This is a genomic window from Prauserella isguenensis, assembly GCF_014191605.1.
In the GTDB taxonomy this organism is placed as follows: domain Bacteria; phylum Actinomycetota; class Actinomycetes; order Mycobacteriales; family Pseudonocardiaceae; genus Prauserella; species Prauserella isguenensis.
The window spans coordinates 1,031,172-1,047,869 of record NZ_JACHWU010000001.1 but is presented as its reverse complement, the minus strand read 5'-3'; the positions used below and the strand labels follow the sequence as shown (position 1 = coordinate 1,047,869).

Annotated in this window: 17 protein-coding genes and 1 riboswitch; of the genes, 6 read left to right on the top strand and 11 right to left on the bottom strand. The window is 69.4% G+C overall.

The genetic code is table 11. The features are described from left to right. The 5 genes from FHS23_RS04895 to FHS23_RS04875 are packed head-to-tail and all read right to left on the bottom strand — an operon-like array spanning window position 1 to window position 5,249. Window positions 1-1,077 (bottom strand): ABC transporter ATP-binding protein, encoded by a 1,077-nt coding sequence (locus tag FHS23_RS04895; protein ID WP_183648390.1) that lies wholly within the window; start codon window positions 1,075-1,077, stop codon window positions 1-3. An 11-nt stretch (window positions 1,078-1,088) separates the two neighbouring features. Continuing rightward, complete coding sequence (locus tag FHS23_RS04890) at window positions 1,089-1,913, bottom strand: carbohydrate ABC transporter permease (RefSeq protein ID WP_183648387.1); 825 nt, start codon at window positions 1,911-1,913, stop codon at window positions 1,089-1,091. Between the two features lies 1 nt (window position 1,914). Continuing rightward, window positions 1,915-2,847: a carbohydrate ABC transporter permease gene (locus tag FHS23_RS04885; RefSeq protein WP_183648384.1), complete on the bottom strand. Its 933-nt coding sequence runs from the start codon at window positions 2,845-2,847 to the stop codon at window positions 1,915-1,917. A gap of 34 nt (window positions 2,848-2,881) precedes the next feature. Beyond that, window positions 2,882-4,252: an ABC transporter substrate-binding protein gene (locus FHS23_RS04880; protein WP_183648381.1), complete on the bottom strand. Its 1,371-nt coding sequence runs from the start codon at window positions 4,250-4,252 to the stop codon at window positions 2,882-2,884. Then, window positions 4,245-5,249: a zinc-dependent alcohol dehydrogenase family protein gene (locus FHS23_RS04875; RefSeq protein WP_183648379.1), complete on the bottom strand. Its 1,005-nt coding sequence runs from the start codon at window positions 5,247-5,249 to the stop codon at window positions 4,245-4,247. The genes FHS23_RS04880 and FHS23_RS04875 overlap by 8 nt, the downstream gene beginning before the upstream one ends. 259 nt (window positions 5,250-5,508) lie before the next feature. Here FHS23_RS04875 and FHS23_RS04870 point away from each other — a divergent pair, with 259 nt between their 5' ends. Then, complete coding sequence (locus FHS23_RS04870) at window positions 5,509-6,483, top strand: sugar-binding transcriptional regulator (protein WP_183648376.1); 975 nt, start codon at window positions 5,509-5,511, stop codon at window positions 6,481-6,483. A 13-nt stretch (window positions 6,484-6,496) separates the two neighbouring features. Here the strand turns inward: FHS23_RS04870 and FHS23_RS04865 are convergent, their stop codons facing one another. Then, window positions 6,497-7,477 carry a hypothetical protein gene (locus tag FHS23_RS04865; RefSeq protein ID WP_183648373.1) on the bottom strand — a complete coding sequence of 327 codons (981 nt, stop codon included), beginning with the start codon at window positions 7,475-7,477 and terminating at the stop codon, window positions 6,497-6,499. Window positions 7,478-7,787: 310 nt separating this feature from the next. Between FHS23_RS04865 and FHS23_RS04860 the strand changes: the two genes are divergently transcribed. Continuing rightward, complete coding sequence (locus tag FHS23_RS04860; protein WP_183648370.1) at window positions 7,788-8,408, top strand: pyridoxamine 5'-phosphate oxidase family protein; 621 nt, start codon at window positions 7,788-7,790, stop codon at window positions 8,406-8,408. 236 nt (window positions 8,409-8,644) lie between these two features. On the opposite strand, the gene FHS23_RS04855 is transcribed toward FHS23_RS04860, so the two are convergent. From FHS23_RS04855 to FHS23_RS04835, 5 genes are all read right to left on the bottom strand, one after another. After that, the gene (locus tag FHS23_RS04855) at window positions 8,645-8,950 is read right to left on the bottom strand and encodes a DUF1416 domain-containing protein (protein WP_183648367.1); all 306 of its coding nucleotides are present in this window, start codon (window positions 8,948-8,950) and stop codon (window positions 8,645-8,647) included. Window position 8,951: 1 nt separating this feature from the next. After that, entirely contained in the window at window positions 8,952-9,797 is an 846-nt protein-coding gene (locus tag FHS23_RS04850) for a sulfurtransferase (RefSeq protein ID WP_183648364.1), read from the bottom strand. 102 nt (window positions 9,798-9,899) lie between these two features. Continuing rightward, entirely contained in the window at window positions 9,900-10,337 is a 438-nt protein-coding gene (locus FHS23_RS04845; protein WP_183648361.1) for a DUF4395 domain-containing protein, read from the bottom strand. 327 nt (window positions 10,338-10,664) lie between these two features. After that, a complete protein-coding gene (locus FHS23_RS04840) occupies window positions 10,665-11,174 on the bottom strand; it encodes a thioredoxin family protein (RefSeq protein WP_183648358.1) in 510 nt (169 codons plus the stop codon). A 49-nt stretch (window positions 11,175-11,223) separates the two neighbouring features. Then, window positions 11,224-12,129: an LmeA family phospholipid-binding protein gene (locus tag FHS23_RS04835; protein ID WP_183650888.1), complete on the bottom strand. Its 906-nt coding sequence runs from the start codon at window positions 12,127-12,129 to the stop codon at window positions 11,224-11,226. A 292-nt stretch (window positions 12,130-12,421) separates the two neighbouring features. Here FHS23_RS04835 and FHS23_RS04830 point away from each other — a divergent pair, with 292 nt between their 5' ends. From FHS23_RS04830 to FHS23_RS04815, 4 genes are all read left to right on the top strand, one after another. After that, window positions 12,422-13,210 carry a winged helix-turn-helix transcriptional regulator gene (locus tag FHS23_RS04830; RefSeq protein ID WP_246381328.1) on the top strand — a complete coding sequence of 263 codons (789 nt, stop codon included), beginning with the start codon at window positions 12,422-12,424 and terminating at the stop codon, window positions 13,208-13,210. 118 nt (window positions 13,211-13,328) lie between these two features. After that, window positions 13,329-14,243 (top strand): mycothiol synthase, encoded by a 915-nt coding sequence (gene mshD, locus FHS23_RS04825; protein WP_183648354.1) that lies wholly within the window; start codon window positions 13,329-13,331, stop codon window positions 14,241-14,243. Between the two features lie 39 nt (window positions 14,244-14,282). Further along, window positions 14,283-14,492, top strand: a riboswitch (cobalamin riboswitch). Between the two features lie 59 nt (window positions 14,493-14,551). Continuing rightward, window positions 14,552-15,595 carry an ABC transporter substrate-binding protein gene (locus FHS23_RS04820; protein WP_343053644.1) on the top strand — a complete coding sequence of 348 codons (1,044 nt, stop codon included), beginning with the start codon at window positions 14,552-14,554 and terminating at the stop codon, window positions 15,593-15,595. A gap of 56 nt (window positions 15,596-15,651) precedes the next feature. Next, window positions 15,652-16,665 carry a FecCD family ABC transporter permease gene (locus FHS23_RS04815; protein ID WP_343053747.1) on the top strand — a complete coding sequence of 338 codons (1,014 nt, stop codon included), beginning with the start codon at window positions 15,652-15,654 and terminating at the stop codon, window positions 16,663-16,665. Window positions 16,666-16,698: the final 33 nt, after the last annotated feature.

The following is a 16,698-nucleotide window of genomic DNA, read 5'->3' as shown; positions in this document are numbered from 1 at the left end:
TCAGTCCTCGTCGATCCGCAGACCGGACTCCGGGTCGAAGACATGTACCTCGCCAGTGTCGCGCAACGCCACGCGTACCGCCTCACCGAGCCGCGGCGGCGTGCGACCGTCGGCGCGGACGACGAGCTTGTCGTCGTGGCCCGCCAGGGTGCCGTGCACGTAGGCGTCCGCGCCGAGCTCCTCGACGAGTTCCACCTGCAGGTCGAAGCCGTCCTCGCCCACACCGACCAGCGACAGCGACTCGGGCCGCACACCGATCGTGACCTCGCCGGACCCGGCGGGCACGGGAAGCCGCACCTCGAGTTCGCCGAGCTTCACCGCACCGCCGTCGACGGGCAGTGTCAACAGGTTCATCGCAGGCGAACCGATGAACCCGGCGACGAACACGTTCCGCGGCGTGTCGTACAGCTCGCGAGGCGAGGCGCACTGCTGCAGTACGCCGTCGCGCAGCACCGCCACCCTGTCGCCCATCGTCATGGCTTCGACCTGGTCGTGCGTCACGTAGATCGTCGTGGTGGCGAGCCGCCGTTGCAACGCCGCGATGTTGGCACGCGTCTCCACCCGGAGCTTGGCATCCAGATTGGACAACGGTTCGTCCATGAGGAAGACGCTGGGCTCGCGGACGATCGCCCGGCCCATCGCGACGCGCTGCCGCTGACCACCGGACAACGCCTTCGGTTTCCTGTCGAGGTACTGCGTCAAGTCGAGCAGGCTCGCGGCCTCCTCGACCTTGGAGCCGATCTCCGACTTCGGCATGCCGCGCAGCTTCAGCGAGAACGCCATGTTCTCCCGCACGCTCATGTGCGGGTACAGCGCGTACGACTGGAACACCATCGCGATGTCCCTGTCCTTCGGAGGCAGGTGTGTCACGTCGCGATCGCCGATGGAGATCGACCCCTCGTCGACGTCCTCCAGCCCCGCGGCCATGCGCAACGCCGTCGACTTGCCTGACCCCGAGGGACCGACCAGCACGAGGAACTCGCCGTCTCCGACGCACAGATCCAGGCCGTCGACGGCCCGCACGGAGTTCGTACCCGGGTAGACGCGGGATGCACCGGCATATGCCACTTGCGCCATCGATGACTCCTTTACTTGACCGCGCCCATGGACAGGCCGCGTACCAGGTGGTTCTGTGCGATCCAGCCGACGATCATCACCGGCAGCGAGGCGAGCAGCGCAGCGGCGGACAGCTGTGCCCAGAACAGACCCTCGCTGGTGATGAACCCGACCAGGAACACCGGCACCGTGCCGGCCTGCGCCGCGGTCAGGTTGACCGCGTAGAAGAACTCCGTCCACGAGAAGATCACGCAGATCAGAGCCGTCGCCGCGATGCCCGGCGCCACGACGGGAAGTATGACGCGGTACAGCACCGTGGGAAGTTTCGCACCGTCCACTCTGGCCGCCTCGATCATCTCCGTCGGCACCTCGAGGAAGAACGAGCGCATCATCCACACCGCGAGGGGCAGGTTCATGCCCGCGTACAGCACGATCAGCGCCCACACGTTGTCGAGCATCCCCAGGTTCTGCGAGATCACATACAGCGGGATGATCGCCGCGACGATCGGCAGCATCTTCGTCGAGAGGAAGAAGCCGAGCGCGTTGGACGTCTGCTTGACCGGTGCGAGCGACAGTGCGTACGCGGCGGGCACGCCGAGCAGCAGCACCAACAGTGTCGACAGCACCGTCACGAACGCGGAGTTCGCCAGGTACGGCAGGAATCCGCGGTCGAGGATCGCGGTGAACTGTTCCAGCGTCGGGGTGAACGCGAACGTCGGCGGATCGGTGGCGGCGTCGACCTCGTGCTTGAACGACGTCACCACCATCCAGATCACGGGGAACACGAACAGCAGCGCGACGATCCAGGTGAGCACCGTCAGCGCACTGCCGCCGAGGCGGTTCGTCCTCGCGGTCATGTCACTTCACCCCCCGCGAGACGTCGAAGGCGCGGAACATCAGCCGCAGCGCGAAGGTCGCCACGATCAGGGTCATCGCGACCACGACCACGCCCATCGCCGAGGACTGGCCGACGTCGAACCCCTCGAACGCGCGCTGATAGATGTAGTAGGGCAGGTTGGTGCTGGCCGTACCCGGACCGCCCTGCGTCATCAGGAAGATCGCGTCGAAGCTGTTGACGATGTAGATCGCGCCCAGCAACACTGCGAGCTGCAGGTACCGCGACAGCTGCGGCAGCGTGATGGACACGAACGTCCGCCACCGGCCCGCGCCGTCGACCTGGGCCGCCTCGAGCACCTCGCGCGACTGCGCCTGCAGGCCCGCGAGGATCAGCAGCATCATGAACGGCGTCCACTGCCACACGATCTGCGTCATCACCGCGGCCAGCGGATAGTCCGACAGCCATTCGACCTCGATGCCGAAGGCCCAGTTCAGCAGGCCGTAGGTCGGGTCGAACATCGTCGTCTTCCACAGCAGCGCGCCTGCCGCGGGCAGGATCAGGAACGGCGTGATCAGCAGCGTCCGCACGATGCCGCGGCCGAGGAACTGGCGGTCGAGCAGTAGCGCCAGGCCGAGCCCGAGCAGCATCGCCACCAGCACACACACGACGGTGATCGTCACCGTGTTACCCAGCGCACTCAGGAACACCGAGTCGGTGAACACGTCGACGTAGTTGTCGAAGCCGACGAAATGCCGCGAGCCGGGGCGGACCATGTTCCACGACTGGAACGAGTAGAACACCGTCACCAGGAACGGAACCTGGGTGACCGCGATCGTGAACAACAGTGCGGGCAGCAACGGCGCGCGGCGTTTCCAGGCGGCCGACCGCTGCTGGGCCCGGGTCCGCGTGGACGGCGGCTCCGGCGACGGCGGAGCCTCGACGACGGCCGTCATCGCACACCTCCCGTCGCTGCGGTCTGTTTCGGGGTCATTCTCCGCTCTCCTGATAGGACTTGCCGACCGTCTCGGCGTACTCCTGGGCCTGCGTCAGGGCGTCGTCGGGCGACTTCTGGCCCGCGATCGCGGCCGAGAGCTGCTGCGACACCCGCGTGCCGAGGTCCTGGAACTCCGGGATGCTCAGGAACTGCAGTCCGTCGTACGGCACGGGTTTCGTCATCGTGTGCTCCTGGTCGGCGACGCTGATGGCGTCCAATGTGGGCTGCGCGTACGCCTCGGCGGCCTGCCGGTACTCCGGGATGTCGTACGTGGAGTTCCGCGATCCGGTGGGGACGCGGTTCCAGCCGAACTCGTTGCCGACGGTCTGCACGAATTCCTTACCCGTCATCCAGCGGAGGAAGTCCCAGGCGGCGTCCTTGTTCTCCGTGACCTGGGGGATCGCGAGCGACCACGTGTACAACCAGCCGCCCGCCTCGGTGCGCTGCCGCGGCGCTGGTGCGTACCCGGACTTTCCGACGACCTCGCTGCTCTGCGGATCCTCGTTGGTGCCCGCCATGACGGTCGCGTCGTACCACATCGCCGCCTGACCACGGCCGTAGCGGTTGCCGCACTCCTGGAAACCGGCCGACGACGCACCGACCTCGCCGTGTTTGCGGACCAGGTCGATGTAGAAGTTCCAGGCCTTGCGGAACTCCGGCGAGTCGAGCCTCGCGTTCCAGTTCTCGTCGTACCAGCGGCCGCCGAAGGTGTTCACGACCGTGTTGAACGGCGCGAGGCTCTCTCCCCATCCCGGCTTGCCACGCAGGCAGATGCCGGCGATGCCGCGCTCCGGATCGTGCAGCCGTTTCGCGAACCCCTGGATCTGCTCCCACGTCGGATGCCGCGGCATCTCCAGGCCCGCCTGCTCGAACAGGTCCTTGCGATACGCCACAAAGGACGACTCGCCGTAGAACGGGACCGCGTACATGTCGCCGCGGTACGACAGCGCGTCCCTGATGCTCGGGATGAAGTCGTCCTGGTCGTAACTCGGGTCGGCGTCGATGCGCGGCTGCAGGTTCTCCAGCCAGCCGTTCTCGGCCCACTGCGGCGTCTCGTAGTTGCTGATCATCACGGCGTCGAACTCGCCGCCCTCGTTGGCGACCGACGCGGTGATCTTCGCGCGCGCCTGGTTCTCCGGCAGCTGCACGAACTTCAACCGCACGCCGGGGTGCTGGGCCTCGAACCGGTGCGACAGCGCGACGGCGTCCTCCATCTGCGGGTTCGACACGATCGCGATGACGAGCGTCTCGTCTCCCGCGCCGAGCGCGCCCGCACCCGCACACCCCGCCGCAGGCAGCACCGCGGTGAGCAGGATCCCCAGCCTGGCGAGGAACCCGCGTCGCCGTGGCCTCGGCCTACGCATCGGCGACACCCGGCAGCACCTGGGTCTTGAGGCCCCGCCCACCGCGCATGAGCTGCATCGCGTCCGTGAACCGCTCCAACGGCAGGCTCTCGGTGAGCAGCGACGCCGTGTCGATCGCGCCGGTGGCCACGAGGTTCAGCGCCGCGCCGTAGCTGTGCAGCACCGCCATGGAGCCGACGATCGTGATCTCGTCGTTGTAGATACGGAACGGCGACAGCGACACGCGCGCCTCCTCGGGCGCGACCCCGAACACGAGGAGCCTCCCGCCGCGGCGCAGCGAGTCGAACGCGGCCTCGATCGCGGGCACGGCGCCGGTGCAGTCCACCGCGGCGTCGAACTTCTCGTCGTCGAGCTCGGCGACGTCGGACACCACGGCCGCGGCCCCGAGTTCACGTGGCCTGCCGAGGCGTTCGGTGTTGCGGTCGACCATCGTGACGACGGCGCCCGCGCGCTGCAGCAACTGCTGCATGATCAGGCCCATCGTGCCCGCACCGAGCACGAGGAACCGCTCACCGGCTTCGACGCCGATGCGCCGCACGCCGTGGACCGCGCACGACACCGGTTCGACGAGCGCGCCCTGCTGGTACGTCATCTCGTCGGGCATGCGGTAGCACGTGGCTGCGGGAACGGCGACGTACTCGGCGAACGCGCCGTCGACGGTGTCGCCGGTCGCGCCCCAGTTGGCGCACAGGTTGCCGTGGCCCGCGCGGCACGGACCGCAGTGTCCACAGAACAGCGACGGGTCGACGGCCACACGGTCGCCGACGGCGAACCCGCCCGGGGCGTCGGCCCCGACCTCGACGATCCGGCCCGCGAATTCGTGACCGGGGACGATGGGATACGGCGTCGGGGGGAAGTGCCCGTCGGCGATGTGCAGGTCGGTACCGCAGATGCCGCACGCACCCACCTCGACGACGACGTCGTGGTCGGCCGGTTTGGGGTCGGGGACCTCGCCGACGCGTACCGAGCCCGGCGTATCGATGATCGCGGCCCGCATGAGGCGCCACCCTCCTGATACTCACACGGGCAGTGCGCGCCCGACCCGGCCCGGACCGGACCGCGCCGCGTCCGGGCCGGGTCGTCACCTCGGTGGCACCCGCTTCGGCATCGGAGCGGCCGATCAGGACCAGCCGGGCCAAATACGCTCACTTGAGCGCACGAGCCCACTGCCTGAACGTTGACTTACGAGAGTATTGAATGCCTTTGCGTGAGTCCGAGTCAACGCTTCCAGGGGAAGTTCGTGGTAAGTTGCTCATATGAGCAGGAAGGGGCGCCGTTGGCAGCCTGGACCGGCCGAGTTGTTGCTCGCCACGTCGATCGGCAGGCGGTTCTACGTCCAGGGCGCGTCGAAGTTGGAGATCGCCGAGGAATTCGGCATCAGCCGGTTCAAGGTGGCCAGAATCCTCGATCAGGCACGGGACAACGGCCTCATCAGGGTGGAGTTCGACGTGCCGGCGCCACTCGAGCCGACGCTGTCCGACGAGGTCGCCACCGCCTACGGACTCCGCCGCGTGCTGGTGCTCGAACGAGCGGAACGCACCGAGATCGAATTGCGCAAGCAGCTCGGCGCGATGGCCGCCGAACTACTGACCGAACTGGTCACGGAGGACGACGTACTCGGCGTCGTCTGGGCGCGGACCGTCAACGCGATGACGGACTCGCTGCGCCGACTCGCCCGCTGCCCCGTGGTGCAGCTGTGCGGCGTCTCGTCGCGGATCGACACCCGGGAACACTCGGCGGACCGCTCGGTCGAAACGGTCCGCAGGGTGGCACAGGTGTCCGGCGGCGAAGCCTTCCCCATCTTCGGCCCGCTGGTCCTGCCCGACCGGCGCACCGCGCAGACGCTGCGGCAACAACCGGGCATCGCCGACGCCTTCGAACGGTTCGCGCGGATCACCACGGCGGTCGTCAGCATCGGCGCGTGGCGCAGCGGACAGTCGACCGTCTACAGCGTGCTCGGAGAGCAGCAACGTGAGGAACTGGCCCGCAGAGGGGCCGTTGCCGAGGTGGCGGCCCGACTCTTCGACGCCGACGGCAACGAGCTCACCGGCGACCTCGGCCACCACGTGTTCGGCGTCAGCGTGCCCGAGCTCAAACGCGTCCCCGAAGTCATCGCCCTCAGCGGAGGCGCCGAGAAGGCCGACGCCATCGCCGCCGTGCTGCGTTCCGGCATGGTCGACACCCTCGTCACCGACGCGAGCGCCGCGGAGCGCCTCCTCGAACAGGCGTGACGACTTCGATCCGTCAGAAGTCGATCGCGTCGGCGACGTCGGCCTCGTGGAGATGCGCGATCTCGTTGCGCGGCTCGGGATCGGTGAACTTCGACGAGCCTGATTCGTACAGCACGTACAGGCGCCCGTCGTGGTCGACCACGCCCTCGCTCATGCTCGGTGCGCGGTAGCACCGCGCGGACGGGTCGATGTCCGTGGCGCCCTCGTCGACGGTGTAGATGTTGCTCCGGTTCGTGCGGCCGTACGAGGTGCTGTAGATGAACTCGCCGCCCGCGACCGTCATGCCCTGGGTCTTCTTCGGAACCTCGTACCTGGTGCCCTGCGTCAACGTCCCGTCGCTCGCGACCGCGTAGCCGTGCATGTAGCCGCGGCCGGTCTCGTTGAACTTGCCGGAGTACAGCGTGTCGCCGTCCGTGCCGAGGAACGACGCGGCCGGCACCTCCTGAGACGTGCCCGCCTGCGGGAGGTCGGGAATGCCCGCCTCCGTCATCGCCGTCCCCAGCTCACCCAGGTCGTACTTGCGGATGCGGTCCGAACCGTCACCCGGAACGAACGCCCAGCCGCCGACCACCGCGATCCCGCCGACGTGCGCCTCGTCGATGTCCACCGATCCGATGTGGTCACCGCTGCCCGCCTCGATGCCGTAGATGCGCGAGTGCTCGCCACTCTTGTAGGCGGTGACGAGCAACAGGTCGCTGCCACTGCCGTCCCAGTTCTCCCAGTGGCCGAGGCCCTGCGGGGTGAAACCCTCGTCGAGGTACGGGACGGCGGCTCCGCGGCTGTACCGGTCGTCGTAGATCTGCGACGCCGACGGGCCGGGGTAGAACGGATCGCTGCCCGTGGCGGTCTCGCACTCGATCGCGGCCGCGCCGAGGTCGGCGCGGTGCTCACCTGTGGAGTCGGCGGCCAGCGCCGTGGTCGGCGTCGCCACCAGACCTGCGACCAGTGCGGCACCCGACAGCGCCGGCACGGCTCGGTTCCGCAGACGAGTCATCGTTCCCTCCAACCGGGATAGCGGGCACACGACGACGTTAACGCCTCCACGCCCGTTGACCGCCGGATTCGATACTTACGGAGGACCGGCACCCGGCGTGGCGGGCCGCGGGCTGGGCAGTGCTGCGTAGCGGACGGCGCTGCGTACCGGGCGGGCCGCGGGCTGGGCAGTGCTGCGTGCCGGGCGGGCCGCCGTGTTCCGCACGGTGACACCACGGGATCAACGGTGACACCACGACATCAATTGTGATAATCAATATTCGTGTCTGTCTCGATGGTCGAGGCCGGACGACGAGGGCGGTGGTCACGCGGTGCACGGCGACGAGACGGAACCCGACGGCAGTACGACGCACCACGGCAGCACCACGTCCTGCGGCCACGACGAGCAGCGCGAAGGCAACGGGGACGGCAGCGACAACGGCGGAACGCCGCGGCCCGTCGGCAGCCGCGACCTTGAAGACCTCCGCGGCGCACGGCTGTCCTCCGAATCCCGTGGGGAACTGCTCACCGCCCAGACCGAGTGCACCTTCGTGTTCACCGCCGACGACGGTGCACCCGCCGCCGTCGTGCTCAGTTTCGCCCACGACGACGGGCGATTCTGGTTCACGAGCGTCGAGGGTCGCGCCCAGGTGCGGGGCGTGGACCGTGACCCGCGCGCGTGCGTGGTCGTGTCGAACGCGGGCACCGACCTGCCGGGACGGCGGATGCTGTCGGTGCGCGGCCGGGTCACCGTGCACCGCGATCCGGCCGCGGTCGCCGAGCTCCTGCCGGTGCTCGCCCGGCGACTCGCCCCCACGGGCGTCGACCGTTTCCTGCGGCTGCTGTCGAGCCCGCACCGCGTCGTCCTGGAACTGACGCCCACCGAGGTCGTCGCCAGCCACGACTCGCGGCACATGGCAGGTGACGGGCGCGGTGGCCCTGCGCAGGAGTGACAGCGCGCGGTTGTCCCCAGCCTCGGAAGTTGTCCCCAACCTGGGGCAGCGCTTCCCTTCCCCCGAAACTGCAACACGGGCACCCGAACCTGCGACACGGGGCGCAGTGCACGCGGTGCCGAGTGCAGAACACGCGCATGGGAGAGCCCCGCGGACCGGCGGTCCGCGGGGCTCTCCTCGGTTTCAGGGTTCGCCCGCCCACAGGGCTGTGCCTGGTGGGGCGTTCCCGGTTCGGCTCAGGCGACCGCGATGGTCACCTGGTGGAGACCGGGGCCTGCGGCGTCGACCGTGGCCTCGCCGTTACCGCTGCGGTGGAGGGCGCGCACCTTCCACTCACCCGGCGCGGCGTAGAACCGGAAGTCGCCCTCGGGGGAGGCCTGCACCTCGCCCGCGAACTCGCCGTCGGCGTTGAGCAGGCGCACGTACGCACCGCCGAGCGCGCCCTCACCGCCGGTCACCTTGCCCGCGACGACGACCTGGTCGCCGGTGTCCTCACCGGTGACAACCGCCGTCTGCTCGGGAGCTCCGCATCCGTCGCTCACGTCACTTGCCTCCGTTCGAACCCGTCTCGACCGGCACGCCGACCAGCGAGCCGTACTCCGTCCACGAGCCGTCGTAGTTCTTGACGTCCTTCAGGTCCATCAGCTCGTGCAGCGCGAACCAGGTGTGGCTGGAGCGCTCGCCGATGCGGCAGTAGGCGATCGTCGCCTTGGACGTGTCCAGACCCGCATTCTCGTAGAGCTCCTTGAGCTCCTCGGCGGTCTTGAACGTGCCGTCCTCGTTGGCGGTCTGCGCCCACGGAACGTTCAGCGCCGACGGGATGTGGCCGCCACGCTGCGCCGACTCCTGCGGCAGGTGAGCCGGGGCGACCAGCTTGCCGGAGAACTCGTCGGGCGAACGCACGTCGACGAGGTTCTTCGTGTTGATGGCGTCGACGACCTCGTCACGGAAGGCGCGCAGCGACAGGTCCTGGTCGGACGCCTTGTAGTTCGTGGCGGGCCGGTCCGGAACCTCCTTGACGAGGTCACGGCCGTCGAGCTCCCACTTCTTGCGGCCGCCGTCGAGCAGCTTGACCTTGTCGTGGCCGTAGAGCTTGAAGTACCAGTACGCGTACGCCGCGAACCAGTTGTTGTTACCGCCGTAGAGGATCACCAGGTCGTCGTTGGAGATGCCCTTGGCCGACAGCAGCTTCTCGAAGCCCTCCTTGTCGACGAAGTCCCGGCGGACCGGGTCCTGCAGCTCGGTCTTCCAGTCGATCCGGACGGCGCCCGGGATGTGACCGCCTTCGTACGCGGTCGTGTCTTCATCGACCTCGGCGAACACGACACCCGGGGTGTTCAGGTTCTCCTCGGCCCACTGCGTGGTGACCAGGACGTCTTCACGGCTCATGGAGCGGAACTCACTTTCTGTTACTCGTCTTCGTACGAATGCGACTATCGGTGTTGCCGGTGGAGGTGTGGCGAACCGGGCGCGAGCAGGTGGCGGCACCTGTCACGAGGCGCTCCCCGCGCGCGGCGAGAGGCGTTTGAGCAGCAGGTACATCTCGCAACCGAGGCAGAAGCCGAACGCGCCGTTGAGGAACGCCGCGAACAGCGCGAGCGCCGTGGCGACGATGCCGAGCGCGGTCACACCACTGGCATACCCGATCGTGCCCACCAGCGCGAACGCAAAGCCCACCGCCTGGGCGAACCGCAGCGGCCGGACGTCCTCCCGTTCGTCGGTCGGCTGCAGCCGCGGCGCCACCGCCAGGCGGTACAGCACCGAGTACGGCGCGGGTTTCAGTCCGACGAACGCGCCGATCGCGAAGACCACCGTCTGCGCGGCCAGCAGCGGCCACCAACCGGTCGCGAGCACGACCACCAGCACAACCGTCGTGACGACCGCGGCGAATCGTGGACCGCGTGGATCGACCGCTTCCGGGGCGGACATGACACCTCCTGGACTGGCTGCCTCCTGCTGCGGAGTCAGCGACTCGAGCTGCGCGCGCACTGCCGGCTCGGTGCGTGAACCGGTGTACACAGGCTGCTACGCACACGGCAGAAGTCAACCGCGCGCCGCCGGGTCAACTCGACGCCCGGCTGGAGGAGGTGAGAACCCGGCCTGTCCACGGCGACAAGCCTACTCAGGCTCCCTCAGCGCGGGAACCGTGTTCATTCTGTGGGACGCCGGAGGCAGAGGCCGTTATTCGGGGCAGCCGGGTCTGTTCGGGGCAGCCGGGTCTGTTCGGGGCAGCTGGGTCTATTCGGAGCACTGGGTCTATTCGGAGCGCTGGGTCGCGGATTCGGCGTCCGGCAGGCGGGGCGCCAGTGCGGCGAGCAGTTCCTCACGCTTCGGCACGCCGGACACGCGCAGCAACTCCACACCCGATCGGGCGTAGGCGATCGTCGTGGGCGTGCGCAGCACACCGAGGTCGCGGGCGACTTCCGGCTTGTCGGTGACGTCGAGGTCGACGTGGCGAAGGCCGTCGGTGCACTCGGCGACATGCGTGAGCAGTGCCCTCGCGTGCCTGCAGGGCGCGCAGAACGTCGTCGACAGCTGCACCAGCGTCACGTCGGCGCCCTCGCCGGTGACCGCGTCCCGCACCTCGGCGGGCAGGTCGGCCAGCGCGAGGTCGCCGCCGGGAGTCCCGTCGGACGACGAGCCGGGCACCGCGTCGTCGGAGGGGCTGCCTCCCGAACGGCGGATCCGCCCGTTGCGGGAGCGCACGACCAGACCGACGACGACCGCGGCGACCAGTGTCACCCCGACGACGATCAAGCCCGTCATGGTTCCTCCCGTCGTACCGTTCCACCCGCCCGTGCCGTGGGCCGGCGCCTCAGCCCGAGGTGTCCTGGCCCGCGAAGGTCACGTTCTTCGCCTCGCCACGCACCGTGATGCCGTCGGGCGAGGCGGCCACGGCGGTCGGCGTCACGGTGAAGGGCAGATCACCCGTGTTGATGTCCGCCTCGAAACTCGGCAGCAGCTGCTGCTGCACCGCCTGCGGAACAACGGTCGTCTCCTGGTCATTCCCGAACTGCAACCGGTGCGGCGTGATCTTCACGGTGGTGCCGTCGAGCTCGATCATGGCGAACGCGAAGATCTCCTGCTCCACGCCCGCGATCTGCACCTTGCCCGACAGGCGGATGCCCGCGGAACTGTCGTCGTTGTCGGCACCGTCAGGGCCGTGGTCGGCCTCCCCGCCGGAACCGGAATCGCCGCCGGAACCCGCGCCGGGCGCGTTGTCGGAGTCACCGCCGGTGTTGGCGCTGTCGTCGGTGCCGGTCGACTGCTCGCCGGAACCCTCACCGTGGCGGACGTAGGACTCGCTGGACGCGGCGATCTGCAGGTCCTGGATATTGTCCAGCGGGCTGATCCGGTTGATGTCACTGGCCTTGAGCGTGACCCCGCCCTCGACCCGGCCGATCGTGATGTTGTCGACGTTGCCCTGCGTCAGGTCCGACAGCGGCGCGTCGACGTCGTACAGCTCGGCTTTGACGTCGACGTCGCGCAGCACGTCCTGCACCGGCACCGACTTCGCCTCGACGGTGATGTGGCCGTACTCGCCGGAGATCGCCTGTGTCAGGAACGGGAAGCCGCCGATGCCCACCTCGGGGTCGCTGTCGAGGTTCAGCTGCTCGCGCGCCTTCTGCGACACCGTGTGCTCAGCGAACGCCGCGCCCGCGAAATCGACGCCGACCAGCACGGCCACCACGATGAGCACGATCGTGACGATCTTGCGCACGCGCCGCCCCGAACGCGGCTGCGACGACTTCGACGGGGACACGGTGTCACTCACAAGTTGCTCTCAATCGGCGTCTGTCGGGCCCTTCCGGACGTCGCGCCGGACACTGGAGGAAACAGCGACCGGCCCGTCCGGGATACGCAACGTGATCGGGGCCGTACCAAACAGTAAACACGCCGTTGTGTGATGCCCGTTTCACGATTGCAGACACCTTGCGGGTGCCGGAGCTATTGTCACTGACGACTCGCCCGAGCCCGACTCGAGGCGCTCGAAAACGTGTGAGGCGGTGGCCATGAGCCTGGACCTGCTGGTACTCACTGCGGAACCCGACGCCACCTCGGTGCTGCCCGCCCTCGATCTGCTCCCGCACACCGTACGCGTGCGGGCGCCCGAGGTCACCGCTCTGCTGGACGCAGGCAACCGCGACGTAATCCTGCTCGACGCCCGGTCGGACCTGGCGTCGGCCAAGAGCCTGAGCCGCCTGCTCAAGGGTGCGGGCGACGAGGACGTGACAACCCCGGTGATCGCCGTCGTCGGCGAAGGCGGGCTCGTCGCGGTCAACGCGGAGTGGCGAACCGACGACATCCTGCTGCCCACCGCGGGCCCCGCCGAGGTCGACGCCCGGCTGCGGTTGGTGACGACCCGCGACGGCGGCACCCCGCAGGTCGAGGCCGAACTGCGCGTCGGCGACCTCGTGATCGACGAGGCCACCTACACCGCGCGCCTGCGCAAACGCACCCTCGAACTCACCTACAAGGAGTTCGAGCTGCTCAAGTACCTCGCCCAGCACGCGGGCCGCGTGTTCACGCGCGCCCAGCTGCTGCAGGAGGTGTGGGGTTACGACTTCTTCGGCGGCACCCGCACCGTGGACGTCCACGTGCGGCGGCTGCGCGCGAAGCTGGGCCCCGAACACGAGCAGATGATCGGCACCGTCCGGAACGTCGGTTACAAGTTCGAACGGCCCGCGAAGTCGACCGGCCCGGTAAAAGGGGGTAGCCCCGGGGGTGCGAACGCCCCCGGGCCCGCTGCCGGACCCGCGGCCCCCGAATCCGCGCGCTTCGGCGAGTACTCGGGACGCTGACGGCGGCCTCGCTCCCGGCCCTGATGCTCCGGACTCCGACGAACGCGACCTCGCGCCGCCGTCCCACGGGCCGGACGATCACGGCACCGGAACAGCCCACCCCGATAGCCTGGCGGGCATGGTGGAGCTGCAGTGGGCCGAGAACCTGGACGACGAACGCACCGCGGCGGTGCGCGCGCTGCTGACGGCGGCGCGCGGTGTCGACGGCAAACCCGAGGTCGACCCGGACGGCCCGCTGCCGGGCGAGTTCTCCGGTGGCCGGTACCTGCTGGCCACGACGGGCGACGACCTCGTCGGTGTCGTCCACGTCGATGCCTCGGGCGACGCGTTCGGCAGGCGGGTCGCCGAGCTCGTCGTACACCCCGACCACCGGCGGTCCGGTCACGGTGCCGCGCTGGCCGAGGCGCTACTGGAGGAGTACCCGTCGAACCTGCGGGTCTGGGCCCACGGCGATTGGCCAGGCGCGGCCAGGCTCGCCCAGCACCACGGCCTGCTGCGCAGCCGCGAACTGTTGGTCATGCATGTCGAGACGGCAGACGCCGACTGGCCGGAACCGGACCTGCCCGAGGGCGTCACGCTGCGTACGTTCACGCCCGGCTCCGACGAGCAGGCCGTCGTCGACGTCAACGCCCGCGCGTTCCACTGGCACCCCGAGCAGGGCGCGCTGACGGCCGACGACCTGGCCGCGACCGAACGCGAGGACTGGTTCGACCCGCGGGGGTTCTTCCTCGCCGAGAAGGCGGGGACCGTGATCGGCTTCCACTGGACGAAGGTGCACCCGCCGAACCCGGCGAAGTTCGGCGGCCGACCTGCCGGCGAGGTGTACGTCGTCGGTGTCGACCCGAGCGCCCAGGGCGGCGGCCTCGGCCGCGCGCTCACGATCGCGGGGCTACGCCACCTGGCCGAACGTGGTCTGAGCCAGGTGATCCTCTACGTCGAGGGCGACAACGCGCCCGCCGTCGCCGTCTACCGCAGGCTCGGGTTCACACCGTACGAAGTGGACGTTCAGTACGCGACGTCCGACGCCGGGTGAGTGTGCGCACGTGACGGCGTCCGGAGTCCCCCTACGGTGGTAGCGTCGCGGAAGGCCAGTCGTACTCACGGGTGACGTGAGTCAGGGAATCCGGTGCGAATCCGGAACTGACGCGCAGCGGTGAGGGTGACGGCCGGAACACACGCCACTGCGGCCCGACATGCGCCACTACGGCCCGGACGGGCGGCGGGAAGGCGTTCCGGTCGGATGATCCCGAGTCCGAAGACCTGCTGGCCCCGGCTCCTGCGAGCCGGCAACAGGTCCGACTGCGGGCTCCGCGCATGAGCCCTCGACACCAAGGGAACGCTGTGCCGATCTTCCCGCCCCGCCCACGCACCATCCGCACGTCCGCGGCGTTGCTGCTCTCGGCGTGCCTCACCGTCGGCCTCGCCGCCTGCGGCGCACCCGCGGCCCCCCGCGAACAGGCGGCACCGGGATTCCCGCGCACGATCGACAACTGTGGCCGCACCACCGAGGTGCAGCGGCCTCCGGAACGTGTCGTCTCGCTCAACCAGGCGAGCACGGAGATCCTGCTCTCGCTCGGACTCGAGGACCGCATCGTCGGCACGTCGATGTGGACCGATCCGGTGCTGCCCGAACTGAAACAGGCCGCCGACGGCCTCCCACGGCTGGCCGAGAACATGCCGTCGTTCGAATCGGTGCTCAACGCCGAGCCGGACTTCGTCACCGGGTCGTTCGCCGCGACACTCGGCAAGGGCGGGGTGGCCACGCGCACACAGTTCGAGGAGCTGGGCGTGCCGACGTACCTGTCACCCACCGACTGCGGAACCAAGGACAACAGCGGCTCCGGCGACGGCAGTCGGTCCGAACCGCTGGCGATGGACGTGCTGTACGGCGAGATCCGCGATCTGGCACGGGTCTTCGACGTGGAGCAGCGCGGCGAGAAGCTCATCGGCGACCTGAAGCGGCGGCTCGACGGGCTCGACGTCGACGCGTCCGGAACGTCGGTGCTGTACTGGTTCGCGAACTCCGACTCGCCGTACCTGGCCGGCTGCTGCGGCGCGCCGGGGATCATGACCCGCGCCGTCGGCGCCGACAACGCCTTCGACGACACGCACGCCGAGTGGCCGCAGACGGGCTGGGAGAACGTCGCCGAACGCGACCCCGACGTCCTCGTGCTCGGCGACCTGACCCGACGTTCGCAGACCGCGGAATCGGCCGAGACGAAGATCGAGTTCCTCGAGTCGCACCCGGTCACCCAGGACATGACGGCCGTCAAACGGAAGCGGTACGTGACGGTGTCCGGCCAGGCGCTGAACCCGACGATCCGTACCGTCGACGGTGCCGCGGAACTCGCGGCCGAACTCCGCCGGTTCGGGCTGGCACGGTGATCACCGTGACGACCGGCCGCGCGACGCGCTCTCCGGCGGCGACCGCCGCCGGAACGGTGCGGTCTCGACTGCCGGCACTGCTGCTCGGCGGCTGCCTCGTGTTGCTCGCCTCGATCGCCGTCGCCGTCACGATCGGTCCCGCGGACATCGGCGTCAGCGACGTCTGGGCGACGCTGCTGTCCCGCGTCGGACTCGCCGACCCCACGTTGTCGGTGCTGCGCGACGGCATCATCTGGGACCTGCGGCTGCCGCGCACGCTGCTGGCCGCCGTGTGCGGTGCGGGACTCGCGGTGTGCGGCGTGGTGATGCAGTCATTGCTGCGCAACCCGCTCGCGGACCCGTTCGTGCTCGGCGTGTCCTCCGGGGCGTCGACCGGCGCGGTGCTGGTCGTGGTCCTCGGGGTCGGCGGTGGCGTGCTGTCGATGTCCGGCGGGGCGTTCCTCGGCGCGGTGGCGTCGTTCGCCCTGGTGCTGACCCTCAGCCACACGCTCGGCGGGACCACCGACCGTGTCGTGCTGTCAGGCGTGGCGGTCATGCAGCTGCTGTCGGCGCTGACGTCGTTCATCGTGCTGACCTCCGCCGACGCGGAGACCACACGGGGCGTGCTGTTCTGGCTCCTCGGCTCGCTGGCGAACGCAGGCTGGTCCGAGGTGACCGCCTGCGCCGTGGTGCTGGCGGGCACGCTGGTGGTGTGCGGCGGGTACGCCCGGTCGCTCGACGCCTTCGCGTTCGGCGAGGACGCTGCCGCCACACTGGGCGTCGCCGTCGGCCGGACCCGCGTCGTGCTGATGTCGGTGACTGCCCTGCTCACGGCCGTGCTCGTCAGCTCCGTCGGGGCGATCGGGTTCGTCGGACTCGTGCTCCCGCACGCGGCACGGTTGCTCACCGGCCCCGGGCACGCACGCCTGCTGCCCGTGAGCGCGCTGGCTGGTGCGGTGCTGCTCGTGTGGGTCGACACGGTGGCACGGACCGTGCTGCAACCGCAGGAGGTGCCCGTCGGCGTCGTCACGGCGCTGATCGGAGTGCCCGCGTTCGTGCTGATCCTCTACCGCTCCCGGGGTGCGCAATGACCTCGCGGTACCGAACGACCCCGCAGCCAGCAA